Annotated in this window: 14 protein-coding genes and 1 pseudogene; 9 read left to right on the top strand and 6 right to left on the bottom strand. The window is 74.4% G+C overall.

The genetic code is table 11. From position 1 onward, the window contains the following. The first annotated feature begins 144 nt into the window (after nucleotides 1-144). Both manA and V2J63_RS12545 read left to right on the top strand, forming a co-directional pair. Nucleotides 145-1,350: a mannose-6-phosphate isomerase, class I gene (gene manA / locus V2J63_RS12550; protein WP_331231382.1), complete on the top strand. Its 1,206-nt coding sequence runs from the start codon at nucleotides 145-147 to the stop codon at nucleotides 1,348-1,350. A gap of 330 nt (nucleotides 1,351-1,680) precedes the next feature. Further along, entirely contained in the window at nucleotides 1,681-3,189 is a 1,509-nt protein-coding gene (locus V2J63_RS12545) for a DUF222 domain-containing protein (RefSeq protein ID WP_331231381.1), read from the top strand. Nucleotides 3,190-3,377: 188 nt separating this feature from the next. Here the strand turns inward: V2J63_RS12545 and V2J63_RS12540 are convergent, their stop codons facing one another. Further along, entirely contained in the window at nucleotides 3,378-4,241 is an 864-nt protein-coding gene (locus V2J63_RS12540) for a TIGR03089 family protein (protein WP_331231380.1), read from the bottom strand. A gap of 132 nt (nucleotides 4,242-4,373) precedes the next feature. Here V2J63_RS12540 and V2J63_RS12535 point away from each other — a divergent pair, with 132 nt between their 5' ends. The 4 genes from V2J63_RS12535 to V2J63_RS12520 all read left to right on the top strand — a co-directional run bounded on the left by V2J63_RS12535 (nucleotide 4,374) and on the right by V2J63_RS12520 (nucleotide 12,279). Further along, entirely contained in the window at nucleotides 4,374-4,685 is a 312-nt protein-coding gene (locus V2J63_RS12535) for a WhiB family transcriptional regulator (RefSeq protein WP_491062240.1), read from the top strand. 23 nt (nucleotides 4,686-4,708) lie between these two features. Then, nucleotides 4,709-8,626, top strand: a complete 3,918-nt coding sequence (locus V2J63_RS12530; RefSeq protein ID WP_331231379.1) for a glycosyltransferase — start codon at nucleotides 4,709-4,711, stop codon at nucleotides 8,624-8,626. Then, nucleotides 8,626-10,239 carry a DUF5719 family protein gene (locus V2J63_RS12525; RefSeq protein ID WP_331231378.1) on the top strand — a complete coding sequence of 538 codons (1,614 nt, stop codon included), beginning with the start codon at nucleotides 8,626-8,628 and terminating at the stop codon, nucleotides 10,237-10,239. The genes V2J63_RS12530 and V2J63_RS12525 overlap by 1 nt, the downstream gene beginning before the upstream one ends. A gap of 87 nt (nucleotides 10,240-10,326) precedes the next feature. Next, complete coding sequence (locus V2J63_RS12520; protein ID WP_331231377.1) at nucleotides 10,327-12,279, top strand: arylsulfotransferase family protein; 1,953 nt, start codon at nucleotides 10,327-10,329, stop codon at nucleotides 12,277-12,279. A 66-nt stretch (nucleotides 12,280-12,345) separates the two neighbouring features. On the opposite strand, the gene V2J63_RS12515 is transcribed toward V2J63_RS12520, so the two are convergent. After that, nucleotides 12,346-12,807, bottom strand: a complete 462-nt coding sequence (locus V2J63_RS12515; protein WP_331231376.1) for a metallopeptidase family protein — start codon at nucleotides 12,805-12,807, stop codon at nucleotides 12,346-12,348. A gap of 40 nt (nucleotides 12,808-12,847) precedes the next feature. After that, on the bottom strand, nucleotides 12,848-14,176 hold the full coding sequence (locus tag V2J63_RS12510; RefSeq protein ID WP_331231375.1) for an alpha-amylase family glycosyl hydrolase: 1,329 nt from the start codon (nucleotides 14,174-14,176) through the stop codon (nucleotides 12,848-12,850). A gap of 306 nt (nucleotides 14,177-14,482) precedes the next feature. Between V2J63_RS12510 and V2J63_RS12505 the strand changes: the two genes are divergently transcribed. From V2J63_RS12505 to V2J63_RS12495, 3 genes and pseudogenes are all read left to right on the top strand, one after another. Beyond that, entirely contained in the window at nucleotides 14,483-14,890 is a 408-nt protein-coding gene (locus V2J63_RS12505) for a DUF3499 domain-containing protein (RefSeq protein WP_331231374.1), read from the top strand. Between the two features lie 148 nt (nucleotides 14,891-15,038). Next, entirely contained in the window at nucleotides 15,039-15,248 is a 210-nt protein-coding gene (locus V2J63_RS12500; RefSeq protein WP_331231373.1) for a Trm112 family protein, read from the top strand. Nucleotides 15,249-15,334: 86 nt separating this feature from the next. Then, nucleotides 15,335-15,493 (top strand): annotated as a pseudogene (locus V2J63_RS12495) (cation efflux transmembrane domain-containing protein); the annotation flags it as partial. A 102-nt stretch (nucleotides 15,494-15,595) separates the two neighbouring features. On the opposite strand, the gene V2J63_RS12490 reads toward V2J63_RS12495, so the two are convergent. The 3 genes from V2J63_RS12490 to V2J63_RS12480 form a co-directional block, all read right to left on the bottom strand. After that, on the bottom strand, nucleotides 15,596-16,516 hold the full coding sequence (locus V2J63_RS12490) for a glycine betaine ABC transporter substrate-binding protein (RefSeq protein WP_331231372.1): 921 nt from the start codon (nucleotides 16,514-16,516) through the stop codon (nucleotides 15,596-15,598). Between the two features lie 66 nt (nucleotides 16,517-16,582). Beyond that, a complete protein-coding gene (locus V2J63_RS12485; RefSeq protein WP_331231371.1) occupies nucleotides 16,583-17,452 on the bottom strand; it encodes an ABC transporter permease in 870 nt (289 codons plus the stop codon). Then, nucleotides 17,449-18,828, bottom strand: a complete 1,380-nt coding sequence (locus V2J63_RS12480) for a quaternary amine ABC transporter ATP-binding protein (protein WP_491062239.1) — start codon at nucleotides 18,826-18,828, stop codon at nucleotides 17,449-17,451. The genes V2J63_RS12485 and V2J63_RS12480 overlap by 4 nt, the downstream gene beginning before the upstream one ends. Between the last annotated feature and the right edge of the window lie 154 nt (nucleotides 18,829-18,982).

Below are 18,982 nucleotides of genomic sequence, written 5' to 3'. Positions count from 1 at the left end.
ACCTGGTGCCCTCGCCGTCGGCAGCGCTGCGCTCCGTGCACCGAGACCGCCGCGCCGGATGCCGGCGGCTGCCGACGTGCCCGGCGCGCGGCGATACGGTGGACGGCGGCGCTCACGTGCGCCGAGAACCTGCAAGGAGGTCCGATGCTCCGGATGGCCGGCGTCCCGCGTGACTACGCGTGGGGCTCGACGTACGCCATCCACGACGTCATCGGGTCCACCACGGACGACCGGCCGCTGGCCGAGCTCTGGCTCGGGGCGCACCGCAGCGGACCGGCGCCGCTCGAGCCCGGTGCGCCGGCGCCGGACCTCCGCACGCTCATCGAGGCCGACCCGGACGCGACGCTCGGCAGGGACGTCCACAGCCGGTTCGGCGCCCAGCTGCCGTTCCTCCTCAAGCTCATCGCGCCGGAGCGCCCGCTCTCGCTCCAGGTTCACCCGAACCTCGAGCGGGCGCGCGAGCGGTTCGCTGCCGAGTGCGAGGCGGGCATCCCTCTTGAGGCCCCCGAGCGCAACTACCGCGACGCCAACCACAAGCCCGAGCTCGTCTACGCGCTGACGACGTTCCGGGCCATGTGCGGCTTCCGCGCGCCCCGCCGCGCGGCGGAGCTCCTCGCCGACCTCGACGCCGGCCTCGCCCGCGAGCTCCACGCGATGCTCGTCGCCGACCCGTCCTCGACCGGGGTGTGCTCCGTCTTCACGCGGCTGCTCGCCGCGGGCTCGCGGCCCAGCGCGGGAGAGGTGGCCGACGTCGTGCGAGCCTGCGTCGCGCGCCTCGCCGACGGCTCGCCCTCGCCCCGCGCCGATGACACCGTCCGGCTCCTCGCGGAGGAGTATCCGGGCGACCCCGGCGTCGTCGCGTCCCTCCTCCTGAACCCCGTGACGCTGCGCCCGGGGGAGGCGCTCTTCGTCCCCGCCGGCGGCGTCCATGCCTACCTCTCCGGGCTCGGCGTCGAGCTCATGGCGTCCTCGGACAACGTGCTCCGCGCGGGGCTGACGGCCAAGCACGTCGATGTGGCCGAGGTGCTCGAGTGCGTCGACTACGTCGCCGCCCCGCCTATCCGCCTCGCGCCGGAGACGTTCCACGGCGCCACCCGGGTGTTCTACGCGCCGGTCGACGACTTCGAGCTGTCGGTGACCACCCTCGCGGACGGTGACTGCGCCGACGGTCCTCGCCCGCTGCCCGGCCGGGGGCCGCGAGTCCTCCTGTGCCTCGACGGCACGGTCGAGCTCAGCGCCGCAACCGGGAGCCTCACGCTCGGGCGGGGCCAGAGCGCCTTCGTCCGCGCCGACGACGGACCCCTGCGCGTAGCGGGAGTCGGGACGCTGTTCCAGGCCGACGTCCCGTAGCGGGGTGACCTGAGGTCGAGCGGCGCGGCGCCTTCCGCTCGGGAGGCCCGCCGGCGGACGCCACGCGGGTGGTTACGAGCGCCCGTCGGTTGGTGGCGTTGCGACCAGCCGAACGCCCATGGAGTCCCCGTGCCTGCACGCTGGCTCGCGGCGAGGGGGCGGCCGGTGCCGGGCGGAGTCGTCCAGGCGCGATCTCTTGCATGAAGTCACGCGCAGCCAGGTTCCTCAGAGGGGTCTGTCCACAGCGGTGGCTGGGGTCGGTGTCGTTGTCGGTGGTGGGTGGTTGACTTCAGGTAGTGGTCGAACACAGGTACTGGTGGGGTGGTCCGGGTGGCTGTCGCGATGGGGGCGCTGGGGGATCTGGAGCGCGCCGCGACGACGCTGGCCGGCGCTGATCTCGGGGACCTGTCGGGTGAGGCGCTGGGGGAGGCCCTGGCCCGGTTGTCGGCGGTGGAGGGCCAGGTGTGCGCGGCCCGGGCCCGCCTGGTGGCGGCGATCGATGCGGACGGGACGTGGGCGGCGGGCGGGGCGCGGTCGTTCCCGGCGTGGGTGCGGGAGCGGACGGGCCGGTTCGAGCGGGAGGCGTCGCGGATGACGCGGGAGGCGCGGGCGTTGCGTGATCACCTGCCCGGGACGGTGAGGGTGTTGGCGGCGGGGGAGATCGGTCCGGATCATGTCGCCGCGCTCGTGCGCTACGGCACGAGCTCACCGGGGTGCACCCGGGTGCTGGCGGACCCGGACGTGGGTGAGGAGTTCCTGCTTGGTCAGGCGCGGGTGCTGGACGCGAGCCGGTTCAACACGTTGATGAAGAACTGGGTGCTGCGGGCGGATCCGGGGGCGGGGGACCGGCGCTGGAAGGAGGAGTCGGAGCGGGAGGAGGTGTCGTTGGCGAGGACGCTGGACGGCTACCACGGCAAGGTCTGGCTCTCCGAGGCGAACGGGGCGTTGGTGCTGGCGGCGTTGGAGGCGCGGGCGGGCCGGCGCGGCAAGGGCGATACGCGCACGGTGAACCAGCGTCGTGCGGGCGCGCTGGTGGAGCTGGCGGGGATGGTCCTGGACTCGGGCACGCTCCAGCCCGGCGCGCGTATCCGCCCCCACATCGCGATCACCGCCACGATCGGGACGCTCATGGCGATGGTCCGCGCCCAGCGCCCGGGCGAGCCCTGCCCGACCCAAGGCTCGGCCGGTCCCTTCGGTGTCCTCGAAGCCACGCTCACCGGCGCGGGGCACGGCGCCGCTGACGACATCAGCCTCGAGGCCACTCACGCCGGCGCCGCCTCGGGTCGCGGGGCCGCTGAGGGCGGCGGCGCCGTCGGCGACGACGCCGGTGACGGTGTCGGGTCGGGGGCGAGGGTGTGGGGTCAGCTGCTCGGGAGGATCGAGACGGCTCTGGACCACACCCGGCTCGTCGGGGTCGAGCCGGCCACGCTCGAGGACGACAGCCCGGTCCCGTTCGGGCTCTTCGCCCAGCTCGCGTGCAGCTCAGCCCTGCACCGCGTGGTCTTCGGGGCGGACTCGGAGATCCTCGACGTGGGCCGGGAGGAGCGGTTGTTCACCACCGGTCAGGCCCGCGGGATCATCGCCCGCGACGGGCACTGCATGTTCCCCGCCTGCACCGCCCCACCCGGGCAGGGCGAGATCCACCACTCCCTGTGGTGGTACGCCCACCACGGCACGACCGACACCGCCAACGGCATCCTGCTGTGCCGCTACCACCACGGCTTCGTCCACCAGCGCGAGCTCATCATCGAGAGATACCCCGACTCCTGGCGCTTCGTCAGACCCAACGGCCAGACCTTCGCCACCACCCAGACCCACAACCAACCCATGCTCGTGTGAGCCGTGGCGACTTCGCAGGGTGCCGGCTCCGTCGTCCTTGCGGGAGCGGAGAGCGTCGGCTACCTCACCAGTCCGCGATGCCTGTGCATCGCGTCAGGCGCCACGATCGTCAACGCGTCAACGCGTCAACGCGTCAACGCGTCAACGCGTCAGCCCGCTGCTCGCTGGGGTCCGCGGCAGCCGTCCGCCTAGCAGCGAATGACAGCGCGCTCGGCGGCGGCGATCTCCTCGAGACTCGCGTGCGGGACGTCCTCGGCGACGAGCACGACAGACCCACCGGTCTGCCACGCCGCCAGGGCGTGACCGAGGAGCTGGTCGAGGGACCCGGGCCGGCACAGGATACGTGCGCCGGCCTCGTCGCGGTGGGCGGCAGGCATCTGCCGCACGCTCCAGGCGGCGAGGTCCGCGTAGGTGACGTCGGTCGACGTCCCCAGCCCGACGACGTCCGGCCCGGAGAGCGCGCGGTCCTCCGGGCGCGGCTCGGCGACGGGCCCGAGGTCGTCCCCGTAGGTCATGAGCGCTGCCGAGGCGTCCATCGCCCCCGCTGGGATGGCCTCGTCGACGCGCATCGCGAGGGCGGGCAGCGCGACGGCGAGGATGAGCCCGGCGCTCGGGGCGTCCATCGCGCCCGCGCTCACGACGACGTCGATCTCGTCCTCCGTGATGTCGGCGACGAACGACTCGTCCTCCTCGTCGTCGTCCTCGAGCTCGTCGTCCGCGAGGTCCTCCTCCGGCTCGTACGGGTCGAAGGGGTCGACCTCGTCGTCCGCCTCGTCGTCGATCGTGCCAGCCAGCACCACCTCCCCGCCGGCCGTCCACGTCGCGAGCGCCCAGACGGTGGCCCGCCAGTGGATCGGCATGTCGAGGAGCACGCGGGACCCTGGTGAGATATCTGCCTCCTCGGTGAGGAGGTTCGCCGCCTTGGTCACCCAGTTCGCCAGCACGCGCCCGGACAGCTCGACGCGCTCGTCGTCTGCCCCGTACCAGGTCAGGCGGGGTTGGGTGCCTCCCTCGGTGGAGAGCTGCCTCAGTACGGTCGTCGCGATGCTCATGCCTCGAGCGTACGTGCGGGCGGTGGCGGGGCGCACTGCCGCAGCCCCTAATAACACTTCAGGGCTTGACGTGTGGGGATGACACGCGTGTAATTCACTACGAGGACGTGCTGTCGACGAGGGGGAAGTGCTGTGTGGAACATTCTGGGTGATGGTCCGCTCACCACTGGGGTTGCATCGGGGCAGGAGGGTCTCTACCTCCTGAGCGACGTGAGCGACGAAGGTGTGCTCTCGTGGCAGGACCGCGCGCTGTGCGCCCAGACGGACCCTGAGGCTTTCTTCCCCGAGAAGGGCGGCTCTACCCGCGAGGCCAAGCGCGTGTGCACCTCGTGCGACGTCCGTGCCGAGTGCCTCGAGTACGCCCTCGCCAACGACGAGCGCTTCGGCATCTGGGGCGGCCTTTCCGAGCGTGAGCGGCGCAAGCTCAAGCGCCGCGCCGTCTGACCAGGAGACGTACGACCCGATTCATGGCGGACGCCGGCACGCCCCATCCTCCCGCCGCGACGCTCGCCGTCGTGGTGAGCGCAGGCGTCTCGCCGTACCTGTTCCGGACCCTGCGCGGCCTCGCCGCCCAGACCCTCGCGCCCGGCACGGTCCTCGTCATCGACACGAGCGCGCCGGGACGGTCCGTAGGGACGGGCGTGCCAGTGGCTGATGCGGTGAGCGACGCTGGGCTCGACGACGTCACGACTGTTCGCATCGTGCGCGCCCCGGGAGCGCGGACCTTCGGTGAGGCGGTCCGCAGCGCGCTCACCGAGCACGCGGAGCACACCGCGAAGGTCCTGCACCGCAGGGATCGCGAAGCCACCGTCCCGCCGCCCCCACCATGGCTGTGGCTGCTCCACGACGACTCCGAGCCGGCGCCCGATGCTCTCGCCGAGCTCGTGCGTGCGGCCGAGTCCGGCCCGTCCATCGCCATCGCCGGAGCCAAGCAGCGCGACTGGTCGCGTCCGGACCACCTCCTCGAGGTCGGACTGAGCGCGACGTCGACGGCGCGCCGCGTGCTCGACATCGAGGCCGGGGAGATCGACCAGGGGCAGCACGACGGCCGGGAGGACGTCCTCGCCGTCGGCACTGCAGGCGCCCTCGTCCGCCGCGCCGTGTGGGACGACCTCGAGGGGACCGACCCCGCGCTCGGGCCGTTCGGGGACGGGCTCGACCTCTCCCGCCGCGCGCGCCTCGCTGGGCACCGCGTCGTCGTCGTGCCCAGCGCCGTCGTCCACCACGCCCGCGCCTCCTACCTCGGCCTGCGCGCGGACTCCTCCCCGCGCGCCGAGGCGCCCGAGCGGCCGGACCCGCGGCGCTCGTTCGCCGCCCGCCGGCACGCCCAGCTCCACAACTGGATGGTCTCCGCCCCCGGGCCGCTCCTGCCGCTCATCGCCCTTGCCGTCCTCGTCCTGGCCCCGTTGCGCGCCCTCTGGCGGGTCGCGACGAAGGAGCTCGGCCTCGTCGGCGCGGAGATGCGTGCCGCCGCTGAGGTCCTCGCGCGGCCCGGGGCGATCCTCGCGGCCCGTCGTCGGGCACGCAGCACCCGCACGCTCTCGCGCCGTCATCTCCGTCCGCTGCAGTCGACGTGGCGCGACGTCGCCCGCGGCAAGAAGGACGCCCGGCGTGCGCGGGCCGCCGCGCGGACCACCCGGGAGGCTCCCAGCGAGCTCGAGCTCAACGAGCGCGCCCAGCTGCGGCGGCGCCGGCGCGGCACGCTCGGGGCCGTCGCCCTCGGCCTCCTCGTGCTCGCGCTCGTCGCGTTCGCCCCGCTCCTCACGGCCGGCCCGCTGACAGGCGGAGCGCTCGTGCCGTCGGATGCCGGGCTCCGCGGGCTGTGGTCCGCCGCGATCACGGGGTGGGTCCCCAGCGGCCTCGGCCACGCCGGCCCAGCCGACCCCCTCCTGCTCGTCCTCGCCGTGCCCATGCTCGTGCTCGCCCCCTTCGGCGGGAGCGTCAACGTCCTCGTCACGGCCCTCGTCGTCCTCGCTGTCCCGCTCGCCGGCATCGGCGCGTGGTTCGCGGCCGGCGCCGCCACCCGCTCGGTGCTGCTGCGGGCATGGGCCGCCGTCGTGTGGGCCCTGGCCCCGGCGCTCCTCCTCGGTGTCGGTCAGGGACGCCTCGGAGCGGTGCTCGCACACCTCGCGGTGCCATGGGTGGCGCTGGGCGTCGCCCGCGCCGTCGGCGTCAACCGCGTCGACACGATCCTCTCGGGGATGGTCGGCGCGCAGCGGGTGGCCCCGGCCGACCTCGCGCCCGAGCGCCCGACGGCGGAGCAGGCCGCCGAGGCGGAGAAGCTCGACGATCGTCCGTCCGAGCACGCCCGCGTGCATGCGCCCGAGGCTGCGGCGGTGCGCGGTGCCGGGGCGGCGGTGCACGCGCCCAGGGTCGGGGCGGTGCACGCGCCCGAGGCTGCGGCGGTGCACGCGCCCGGGGACGCGGCCATGCACGCGCCCGAGGCTGCGGCGGTCCACGCGCCCGGGGACGCGGCGGTCCGCGTCTCCGGGCCCACAGCTGACCCCGCTCTCGCCGTGCCGTCACCGGCCGTCCCGACGACGTCGGAGCGAGCGGCTGCCGTCGACGCCACGCCCGCGACCGCGCTCGAGCCCGCGCCCGAGCCCGAGCCCGAGCCCGAGCCCGGGTCCGGGGCGGCGCCAGAGCCGGCCGTCGCTGTCGAGCACGACGCCCCGCACGAGGGCCAGACGATGCCGGTGAAGCCAGCGGGTGCCGCTGCGAGCGCTCCCCGAACAAGGCCTGCCTCCGTCCCCGCCGCCGCCGAGGTGGCGCCGCCGCGGGCCCACCGCTCTGCCGCCGGGTCCCTGGCGGCCGCGGCCGGTGCGGGCCTCGCCCTCGCCGTCGCGACCGCCGGCGCGCCCGTCCTCCTCCCGGCCTCGCTCGTCGTCCTCGTGCTCCTCGCCGTCGTCGCCCCTCGCCGTCGGCACCTCCTCGTCATCGTCGCCCTGCCGCCGCTCGTGCTCCTCGGCCCCCTGCTGACGGCTGCGCTCAGCGACGTCGATGCCGGTTCCTGGCGGATCCTGCTCGCGGACCCGGGTGCGCCCTACGCCAGCGAGGCCGGGCCGGCCTGGTTCCCGCTCCTCGGGTGGCCGGTGCCGACGCCGGGCGTCCCCGGCCTCGACGAGCCGTGGTCGACCTGGCTCCCGCTCGCGGGCGGCGCCGTCCTCGTGGTCCTGGCCGTCGTCGCCCTGCTGCGCGGGACGGGGCGGGCGCGCGCGGTGCGTGCTGGGTGGGTCGTCGTGCTCGTCGGCCTCGTGGCGGCGCTCGCCTCTGCGCGGACCGACGTCGCGGTCGGCGCGGACTCCGCTGGCGTCGCCCAGCTCGTCCGCGGGTGGGCCGGTGGTGGGACCTCGCTCGTCGTGCTCGGGCTGCTCGTGGCGACCGTCGCCGCCGGGGACGGGCTGCGGGCGTCGCTCTCCTCACGCTCCTTCGGGTGGCGCCAGCTCACGGCCGGCATCCTCACGGTAGCCATGGTCCTCGCGCCGCTCGTCGTGGCGGCGGGCTGGGTCATGTCCGTCACCGCGGAACGTGAGCGCCCGACGGCGGTCCTCGCCGTCCACGGCCGCGAGAACCCGCCCGTGCCCGCTCTAGCGGAGGAGCTGCAGAACGGGTCCGAGCGCTCCCGCGTCCTCGCCCTGGGCACCGACGGCGAGCAGATCACCGCCGAGATCTGGCGCGGGCCGGGTCCGCAGCTGACGGGCACGTCGACGGTCGTCGCGGCGCGCGCCCTCACCGGCGTCCCGGGGCGCACGCGGCTCGTGCAGCCGGACGCCGCGACCACCGAGGTGGACCAGCTCGTGGCCGAGCTGGCCGGCGGCACCGCCACCGGCACCGGCCGACGCCTCGGCGAGCTCGGCATCGGCGTCGTCCTCGTCCCGCCCGTGAGTGCCTACGAGACCGACGGCGAGGCGCCGGTGTCCGTGCGCGACGACCTCGTCGCCCGGCTCGACTCCACCGCCGGCCTCGAGCGCGTCACCGAGAACGACTCGGGCGTCATCTGGCGCGTCTCCCGCTCGGCAGACCAGCCCGGCGCGGCGGACGCCGTCTCGCGGGCCCGCGTCGTCGACGCCGACGGTGCGGTGCTCCAGCCGTTGGCCGCGGGCGCGTCCGACGTCACGGCGCGCGTCCCGCAGGGGCCGGAGGGGCGCACCGTCGTCCTGGCCGAGCGGGCCGACGAGGGGTGGCACGCGACGTACAACGGGCGGGCGCTGCGCGCGACGACGGACGGGTGGCGCCAGGCGTTCGAGCTCCCCGCGCACACCGGCGAGCTGAGTGTCAGCTACGAGCCCGCCTGGCGGATGCCGTGGCTCCTCATCCAGGTGGTCGTCCTCGGCCTCGTCGTCCTGCTCGCGCTGCCCGTCCAGCGCCGTCGAGAGGGGTTCTGATGGCCGACGCCGCCACGCCACGCACCGCCGACGCATCCCGCGGGCACCGCCGCGGTGCCCACGTCGCGCGCCGGCTCGCCACGGTCGTGAGCGGCCTCGTCCTGCTCGGTGCCGTGGCCGGCGTCACGGTGGCGGGGGAGGAGTGGCCCCCGGCGGAGGCGGAGCTCGTCCCGGCCCGGACCGTCGACGTCCCCGCCGCCCCCGTCGCCCAGGTGTGCCCCGGCCCTCCGGTGCTCGCGACCGCCGCGGCGGGGGAGGACCTCGACTACGACGAGTTCGACCCGGACGGCGCAGGCACGACGTCCCAGGTGGACGTCCTCACGCTCGGCCGCGACGGCGGCGCCCCCGCCGAGGCGCGCTGGCTCAGCTCGCCGGACGGCGACGCGCCGGTCGAGCTCGAGCGCGTCGGCGACCTCCACCGCCTCACCACCACCGACGTCACGGGACCCGGCGTGCTCGCAGCGGACCCGGCCGACGACCGGGCAGCCCTCGCCGCCGGTGCGAGCGTCTCGCGCACCGACACGGGCGACCTGCGCGGGCTCTTCGCCGGGCCGTGCCTGAGCCCGGGTACGACGTCGTGGCTCGTGGGCGGGAGCACGGAGCCGGGCAGCAGCGCCCAGCTCGTCCTCGTCAACGTCGGCGACACCCCCGCGACGGTCGAGGTGAGCGCGTGGGGCAGCACCGGCGTGCTCGACACCTCGGGCGCCGGCAACGTCCTCGTCCCCCCGCACGGCCAGGAGGTCGTGCTCCTCGAGGCGCAGGCACCCGCCGAGCCCCGGCTCGCCGTCCGTGTGCGGGCCACCGGTGGGGAGGTGAGCGCCTACGTCCAGGACGCGCAGCTGCGCGGCCTCGTGCCCGCCGGTGCCGCAGCCGTCGTCCCCACGGTCGAGCCTGCGACCGACGTCCACATCCCCGGCGTCCAGCTCGTCGAGAGCACGCTCACCGACGTCGACCCCGCCGTCGTCCGCATCCTCAACCCGGGCGACGAGGACGCGACGCTCTCGGTCTCGCTCCTCGGCCCGGACGGCGAGGAGACCGTCCCGGGCGCCGAGGACCTCGTCGTCGACCCGGGCAGTGTCGCCGAGGTGTCCCTCGCCGGGCTCCCCGCCGGCACGTGGACGGTCGCGCTCACCTCGGACCGCCCCGTCACGGCCGGCGCGCTCCTCACGCGCGTCGGCACGGCCGCAGAGGGCGACGACGAGGCTCCCCTCGACCGTGCGTGGGCGCCGGCCGTGGGGCCGCTCGAGACCGGGGTCGTCGTCGTCCCCGGGCTGGGCGCCACGGTCGACACCGCGACGCTCGCCCTCGGCAACGCGTCCGACGAGGCCCGTGACGTCGTGCTGCGACCCATGACCGCCGACGGCGAGGCGGCCGACGACGTCGCCCTCACCGTTCCCGCCCGCTCGGGCCTCGACGTCGACGTCGCCGGGCTCGCGGAGGTCGACGTCCTCGCCGTCCAGGTGCTCGTCGACGGTGCCGACGGCCTCCACGTCGCCGCGGTCCTCGACGCCGCCTCCGACGACGGCGCCCTCATCGCCGTCGTGCCCCTCACGGAGGACCCGGACGCGGCGCAGAGCATCACGCTGAGCGCGAGGTCCCCCGCCCTGCGCTGACCCCGCCGCACAGCCACGGCACCGCCCGAACGACGCCCGCGCCGGCCAGCGCTCGCGACCTGGGGCAACGGCGAGCACAGTAGCGGCGTGTCCCCCGAGAGCAGCGATGCCGCGTCCCCGGCCACCGGCCGACAGCTCGACCCGGATGACGAAGGGCGCAGCCGGCCCGGGCGGCGTCGTGCGCGGAGGCTGCTCGTCATGGCCGGCGGTGTGGCCGTGCTCGTCGCCGGTGCCCTCAGCTATGTCGAGCTGAGCAGGGGTGGACCGGCCGAGCCGCCGGTCCTGGCCGTCGACGCGGCCTCCGGCGGCGTGTCCGCCTTCCCGGTCCCCGGCACCGCCGTCATCCGCCCCGAGGCACAGCTGAGCTTCCGCGGTGCGACGGACCTCGACGGCATCCGGATCGTCGGCTCGGAGTCCGGCGAGCACACCGCCTCGGTGCTGGCCCACTCCGACGGCGGGGGTGCGAGCCTCGTCCCCGACGAGCCCTTCATCGAGGGCGAGACGGTCACCGTCAGCACCGGGCTGGACGTCCGCGGGGCCGACGCCGGTGACTACGTCCTCACGGTGGCCGAGCTGGGCGAGCGGCCGGACCTCGAGGAGCCGCCCGTCGAGGAGCTCCGTGGAGCGTCTCCGGACCCGGATGGTGAGCTTGCCGCGGGGTACGTCAGGCAGTACGCCTCGGCGCCGGGGATCGAGCCGCCCCAGGTGGACGTCACCGGGCCGGAGGCGGGCACGGTCGCCGTCGGTGATGAGCGGTCTCCCGGCGTCACGGCCGTCGGGGTGAAGAACGGATTCGGGCAGAAGGGGCCGCTGCTCGTCGACGACGCGGGGGAGCCGGTGTTCTTCCTGCCCCTGACGGGGGTCGATGCCCGCGACGTCCAGGTGCAGACCTTCCGTGGGGAGCCCGTCCTCACGTGGTGGGAGGGACTCATGGGCACGGGGTACGGGTACGGCGAGGCCGTCGTCATGGACACCACGTACGCGGAGGTAGCCCGCCTCACCATGGTTGGCGGGTACGCCGCCGACTCCCACGAGTTCCGGCTCACCGACGACGGCACGGCGCTGCTCATGGCCTACGAGCCGGTGCGGATGGACCTGCGGGACGTCGGCGGCGACGCCGAGGGCGAGGTCATCGACAACGTCGTCCAGGAGATCGACGTCGCCACCGGGGCGCTGCTGTACGAGTGGCACAGCCTCGGCCAGGTCGGCATCGCCGAGACGTACCTCGAGCCGCCGGAGGAGGGGGACCGGTACGACTACTTCCACGCGAACTCCATCGAGGTGGACGACGACGGCGACCTCCTCGTCTCGGCCCGCCACACGTGCGCCGTCTACTCCCTCGACCGCCAGACCGGGACCGTCGAGTGGCGCCTCGGTGGGCGGGAGAGCGACTTCGCGATGGGCGAGGGCACGACCTTCCTCAAGCAGCACGACGCGCGGCGCGCGGAGGACGGCATGATCACCCTGTTCGACAACGGCGGCACGTGCGGGGACGTCACCCGGGAGCTCTCCCGGGGGATAGCGCTCGACGTGGACGAGACGGCGATGACCGCGGAGCTCACCCGTGAGGTCATCCATCCCGACGAGATCTTCTCCGAGAGCCAGGCGAGCTACACCGAGCTGACCGGCGGGCACGTGTTCTTCGGCTGGGGGAGCGTGCCGCGCTTCAGCCTCATGGACGCCGGCGGGCAGGTGCTCCTCGACGGGGAGATCCCGGAGGACCTCACCGTCACGTCCTACCGCGCGCAGCGGGTGGAGTGGGTAGGACGGCCGACGACGGGTCCTCGTGCTGTCGTGGTCGACGGCGAGGAGGGCGCGGCGGTCCACGTGAGCTGGAACGGCGCGACCGAGGTCGCGTCATGGCACGTCGTCGACGGCACCGGCGCGGAGGTCGCCGCCGCGGACCGCACGGGCTTCGAGACGACCGTCCCGCTGCCCGGGACGGCTGACGCCGCCGACCTGCGCGTCCATGCGGTCGCCGCGGACGGCACCCTCCTCGGCGAGGGGCAGGTCGGCCCGGCCACCGGGGCGGTGGGCTGATCGCCCCGGCTCCCGCGAGGAACGAACGCGCGGCGTACCGTCACCACGCCGCGGGGAGAGGACCAGCTACGGCTCGAGCCCGTACTCCGGATCGACCTCGTCGGGCTCGCGGTCGAGCACCTGCGCCACCTGCTCGACGACGACGTCACGCACCATTGCCCGCAGCTCTGCCCGGTCCTCGCAGCGCGACTGGACGGGGCGGCGGTAGATGACCACGCGGTGGCGCAGCCCGGCGGCGCTGTCGGCGGGGAAGTAGCGGCCGAGGGCGACGGCGTCGTCCTCCCACGGGCTCGGGTCCGACGGCGGGACGTCCTCGACCGCGAACTCGACGGCGTCGAGCGCGGCGGACCAGCGGCGCTCGAGGCGGTCGACGACGCCGAGGACAACGTCGTCGAACGTCTCGGCCCGCGTCCGCCAGCCAGGCAGCGTCGGGGGGATGAGCGGGCCCCGGGGGCCCCGGCCCCGCCGGTCGCGGCGGCGCGCGCTCCGCCGGTCGGGGATGGCGGGCAGCGGCTGGGTGTCGGGCACGCCAGTGAGCGTATCGACTCGCGAGGCCCACCGGTGGCCCCTAGCGACCGAGCACGGCCCACCCGTGCGGCCCGAGCCGGACGTGCGCACCCTCGCCGGGCTCGCGCAGGTCTCCCTGGCCCGCGAGCACGGTGCGAGCGCCGGGGACGGCGAGATCGGCGTCGTCGTCGGCGGTGCTGAGCGCGACGACGAGGGACTCGGCGCCGTCCGTCACCCGGTAGACGAGCACGGTGTTCGTGCACGTGAGCGCCTCGGTCCGGGCGCGGTGCAGCCAGGGGTGGCGCCGGCGCAGGCCGATGAGCTCGGTGTGGAGGCGGTAGGTCGCCCAGCCGTCGGGCGCGAGCTCGGTGGGCTCGGGCGGGAAGGTGGGCCGGACGGCGTCGTCCCCGCCGGCCCGGTCCTCCTTGACGCCCTCCATGCCCTGCTCGTCACCGGCGTAGACGGTCGGGCTGCCGCCGACCGTGAGGAGGACGACGAGTGCGTGGGCGACGTGTCGCCGGTCGGTGAGGCGGCTGGAGATGCGCGTGACGTCGTGGTTGCCGACGAACGTGAGGGGGGCAAAGCTCGCCACGAACGCGTTGTGCCGCTGGAGGGTCCACTCGAGCTCGTGGAAGTTCGCGTCGTTGAGCGAGCTCCAGATGGCCTTCCACAGCTCGTACTGCGTGACGGCGTCGAAGCCGGCCTCGGTGACCGCCGCGATGTAGTCACCGTGGAGCACCTCCCCGAAGACGTACGCCTCGGGGTGGGCGGCTCGAACCCGCGGCAGGACGGCCGCCCAGAAGGCGTGCGGCACCGCGTAGGCGGCGTCGAGCCGCCAGCCGTCGATGCCGAGGTCGAGCCAGTGGTTCATGACGCGGACGACGTGGTCGACGACGGCGGCGTGGTCGTGGTTGAGCGCGACGAGCGCGTGGTGGCCCTCGAAGTCGATGTAGTCCGGCTCGCTCCCGGGCCCCGCGCCCTCGGGCCACGCGAGGCGGAACCACTCCTGCGTGGGAGCACCGGGCCCGTGCTCGAGCACCTCCTGGAAGGGCGCGAAGCCGCGGCCCACGTGGTTGAAGACGCCGTCGAGGGTGACGCGCAGCCCGCGGGCGTGGCAGGCGTCGACGAGCGAGCGCAGGTCGGCCTCGTCGCCGAGGCGCGGGTCGACGGCGAGATGGTCGACCGTGTCGTAGCCGTGGGTCTCGGACGCGAACACCGGCCCGAGCGCGATACCCGACAGGCCGAGGTCGACGACGTAGTCGAGCCACCGCTCGAGGTGCGCGAGCCGGTGGACCGGCGCGGCGCCGTCGGGCAGCGCCTCCTGCTCGGCGCCCACGAACCCCAGGGGGTAGACGTGCCACCACATCGCGTGCTCCACCCACCCGGGCATGCCACCTCCAGCGCGTCGTTCGGCCACGCCACCGTACGGGACCGCGCCGGTCACCGCCCGTGCGGTCGTGCCCGAGTCGACGCCCGACCGCGCCGTGCGGTCGTGCCCGTAGCCGTAGCCGTAGCCGTAGCCGTAGCCGTAGCCGTAGCCGTAGCCGTAGCCGTGCCCGTGCCCGTGCCCGTGGGCACGGCGAGCGGTCAGCGGCGCCAGCCGGTCGAGGCCAGGGGCCGCCCCCGGCGTGCCTCACCCCGGGTACCCCGGCGCGCCACGTCCCGGGGAACGCGGCGCGGGTTGTACCGTCACGGTGTGAGGACGTCCCGCCACTGCACGCGCTCGTCGTGCGCCCAGCCCGCCGTGGCGACGCTCACCTATGTCTACGCGGACTCCACCGCCGTGCTCGGCCCCCTGGCCACGCACGCCGAGCCGCACTCCTACGACCTCTGCGCCCCGCACGCCGAGCGGCTCACCGCGCCGCGCGGGTGGGACGTCGTGCGGCTCGTCTCGGAGTTCGTCCCCGCAGCGCCCAGCTCGGACGACCTCGAGGCGCTCGCGGACGCCGTGCGCGAGGCCTCCCGTGCCCGCCCGTCGCAGTCGCGCCCTGCGGCGCGGCCAGGTTCTGCGGCCCCGGCGCCCGTCACGCACCGGCTTCCCGAGCAGGCACCCGAGATCGGCCGGCGGGGCCACCTCCGCGTCCTGCGCGGCGAGGGCGAGTAGCGCCGCACCGCTTCGGCAGCGTCGTTGCCCGCAGGGGCCGGCCTGGAGGTGGCGCACCGTGACGGGGGACGTACCCGACGCGCGAGTCGTTACGCTGTGGCCAGGCGCACCGCACCGGCGGCGCGGACGGCAGGACGGAGCGCACGAGGTGAGCAGCACCGCAGCGGGAAGCCGCATCGACCCCTGGGTCCGCGAGATCCTCCGGTGCCCCGTGACGGGTGCCCCGCTCGTCGAGGGTGTCGGCCCCGACGGCACGCCGGAGCTCGTCTCGACCGATCCCGCGAACCCTCTCGCGTACCCCGTGCGCGACGGCGTCCCGGTGCTCCTCGCCGACGAGGCGCGCGCCGCCGACCGCTGAGGACGCCCGACCGGCACGCTGCCCGCGCGGCGCTAGCCATCGGGGTGCCCGGCACCAGTCCGGGCGCAGACGGAGGGACAGGCCACATGGCGGCTGGCGGAGGAACGAAGGCGGTCATCACCGCGCTGTTCGCGAACCTGGGGATCGCGGTGACGAAGTTCGTCGCGTACGTCCTCACCGGCTCGAGCTCGATGCTCGCCGAGGGGGTGCACTCGCTCGCGGACACGAGCAACCAGGCGCTCCTCCGGACGGCCTGACCGCATGGACGACCGCGGCCCCGGCACCCTGAGGAGGGTGCCGGGGCCGCCGTCGTCCGTGCTGCGGGGCTCAGCCCCTCAGCGCAGGTGTCAGCCGACGATGCCGGGGACGAAGTCGGGGTTGTCCTCGAGCCACTGCTCGATGGAGCCCTCGTTGTCGTTGCCCTCGTTCTCGTTGAACATGATGTTCTCGAGCGCGTGGAGCTGGTCCGCGTCCATCGTGAAGTCCGCGATCCACCCGGCCACCTCGGGGTACTCGTCGGCGAAGCCGGTGGTGCCGTAGGCGTAGATGTCGTCAGCCTCGCCGAGCGCGCCCTCGGGGTCCTCGAGGTTCTTGATCGGGTACGCGTCGTAGGCCCAGTGCGGCTCCCACAGCGTGACGACGACGTTCTCGCCGGCGTCCGTGGCCGCCTCGAGCTCGGCGAGCATCGCCGGGGTGGAGGAGATGAGGAACTCCATGTCCTCGAGGCCGTAGGCCGGGATGACGGAGTCCTGGACCACGCCGGTGAGGCCGGCGCCGGACTCGATACCGATGAGGCGGTTGTCGAAGAGGTCGGCGTTCTCGGCGAGCTCCGCGAGGGAGTCGATCGGGGCGTCCTCGTTGACCGCGATGGTCAGCGGGGCCTCCTCGAGCCACATCCCGAGCTCGGTGATCCGGTCGCCGAACTCCTCGAGGTAGTCGCCGTGGGTGAGGGGCAGCCACGTGTCGAAGTTGACGTCGTAGTCGCCCTCGGCGAGGCCGGTGAAGACGATGCCGGCGTCGGCGGTCTCGAGCTCCACCTCGTAGCCCTGCTCCTGGAGGATGTGGGCCCAGAGGTAGGAGACGGCGATGCCCTCCTCCCAGCCGGAGTGGATGCCGATCGTGATGGGCTCGGCGTCAGCGGCGCCGCCAGCGGTGGTCGTGCCGTCGGCGTCGCCGGCGGGCTCGTCGGACGAGCCGCAGCCCGCCAGCGTGAGGGCCAGGGCGGTGGTGGTCGCGAGAACTGCTCCGCGACGTCGGGTGTTGCGCATAGTGGTGTTCCTTCCGTGAGCGCCGGGCGCTCTCGTGGGGTCTGTCAGGTGGACGGTGTGGGCCGGCTACTCGCCGGCGGTGCGGGCCTTCGCGGCGCGGGCGACCGGCGAGCGGTCGCCGAGGGCGGCGGTCACGCGGTCGAGGAACATCGCGAGGATGACGACGGCCAGGCCGGCCTCGACGCCGAGCCCGACGTCGACGCGCTGGAGTGCGCCGACGACGTCCTGGCCGAGTCCCGGCGCGCCCACCATGCCGGCGATGACGACCATGGACAGCGACAGCATGATGACCTGGTTGATCCCGGCCATGATGGTCGGCAGGGCGAGCGGGACCTGGATCTGGCGCAGGATGCGCCCGGGCGTCGCGCCGAAGGCGTGGCCGGCCTCGACCACCTCGGCGTCGACCTGCTGGATGCCGAGCTGGGTGAAGCGGACCCCGGGAGCGGCGGCGAAGATGATCGTCGCGACGATGCCCGGGACGACCCCGACGCGGAAGAGGACGACCGCCGGGATGAGGTAGACGAAGGCGGGCATCGTCTGCATGAAGTCGAGGACAGGTCGCACGGCGGCGGCGACCCTCGCGTCGCGTGCCGCCCAGATGCCCGTCGGGATGCCGATGAGCAGGGCGATGAGGCTCGCGACGAGGACGAGCGCGAGGGTGTCCATGGCGTTGTCCCACTGGTCGACGCCGTAGATGACGGCGAAGCCGACGAGGCTGCCGACCGCGAGCTTCCAGCCCTTGACGAGGAGGGCGACCGCCGCGAGGACGAGGGCGACGACCCAGAACGGGGGAGTACCCGCGGCAACGGCCATGACGTCGAACATCCAGCGCAGGATGTCGCCGATGACGTCGAAGACCGGGCGGAGCGTCGCGGTCAGCCAGTCGACGAAGACGTCGACCCACTCACCGAGCGGGATGCGGAGCTGCTCGTTCATCGGACGCCTCCTTCGGTCGTTGCCTGCGCGCCCGGTCCGGCCACGTCCTCACCGGGCAGCCGCGGCGTGCTCGCCGGCAGTGCCGTGCCCGCCGTCGTCGTCGTAGCAGGGCTGGTGCTGGCGGCGGCGCGCATGCCGACGGAGGCCTCGGTCGGGGCCGCGCCGAGCGCGCCCTGCGTGTCCTGGCCGGTGCCGTTGCTCGGCTCGTTAGGGGCCATGGCCTGGAGGATGTCGATGCGGGGGATGACACCGACGAGCCGGCCGCCGTCGTCGAGGACGGCGAGCGGCAGCACGGACTCGGCGGCGGGGGCGAACACCTCGGACAGCGGGGTGCCCTCCGTCACGGCCGTCGTGTCCGGACGGACGATCGAGGTGAGGTCCTCGACACCGCCGCGCTGGGCGGCGACGACGTCGGCGTCGTAGACGACGCCACGCAGCACACGGGTCTTGTCGACGACGTAGGCCGCTGAGGTCTGCGCCTCCCGCATCTCGCGGAGCGCCCGGTTGGGGCCGGCGGTGACCGGCACGACCGCGACCGGGCGGCGCATGAGCGACCCGGCGGTGATGACGCGGGAGCGGTCGACGTCGGCGACGAACTGGGCGACGTAGTCGTCGGCGGGCTCGGAGAGGATCTTCTCGGCGGTGCCGACCTGGACGATCCGGCCGTCACGCATGACGGCGATCCGGTCGCCGAGGAACATCGCCTCGTTGAGGTCGTGCGTGATGAACACGATCGTCTTGCCGAGGGTGGCCTGGAGCTCGACGAGCTGCTCCTGCATCTCGCGGCGGATGAGCGGGTCGAGCGCGGAGAACGCCTCGTCCATGAGAAGGATCTCGGTGTCCGCGGCGAGCGCCCGGGCCAGGCCGACGCGCTGGCGCATGCCGCCGGAGAGCTGCGAGGGCAGCGAGTTCTCCCACCCGCCCAGCCCCGTCATGCGCAGGGACTCCGCAGCGCGCTCGCGGCGCTCGACCCTGCCCACGCCCTGGATCTCGAGCGGGTAGGCGGCGTTGTCGAGGACGGTGCGGTGGGGGAGGAGCGCGAAGTGCTGGAAGACCATGGAGACTCGCTTGCGCCGCAGGGCGCGCAGCTCGGCGGGGGCGACGTCGGACACCGACTCCTCGCCGATGAGCACGTTCCCCGCGGTCGGGGTGAGCAGGCCGTTGAGCATCCGGATGAGGGTCGACTTCCCCGACCCGGACAGACCCATGACGACGAACGTCTCGCCCTTCGCCACCTCGAAGGAGGCGTCGATGACGGCGGCGGTGCCGAGCGGCTTGACGTCCTCCCGGCTCGCGCCCTGCTGCAGGCGGCGCGCGGCCTCGCCGGGCCGCCGGCCGAATACCTTGTAGACGTTCTCGGCGCGTAATGCGCTCACGCTCACCTCGCAGTGTTCTCGGGCGGCCGCCGCGCTCCAGGCGCACGCAGCCGCAGACGACCACCGCGCCGGGACGGCGGGCATCGCAAAGTCGGTAGGGGATTGACCTCCACCATGCCACCGTCGAGTTCTCCTGACCAGCACCGGTATGGCG

The sequence above is a fragment of the Georgenia wangjunii genome, from assembly GCF_036421975.1.
Lineage (GTDB): Bacteria > Actinomycetota > Actinomycetes > Actinomycetales > Actinomycetaceae > Georgenia_A > Georgenia_A wangjunii.
Note: the sequence above shows the minus strand (reverse complement) of the source record. Positions and strands in the feature narration are given on the sequence as shown.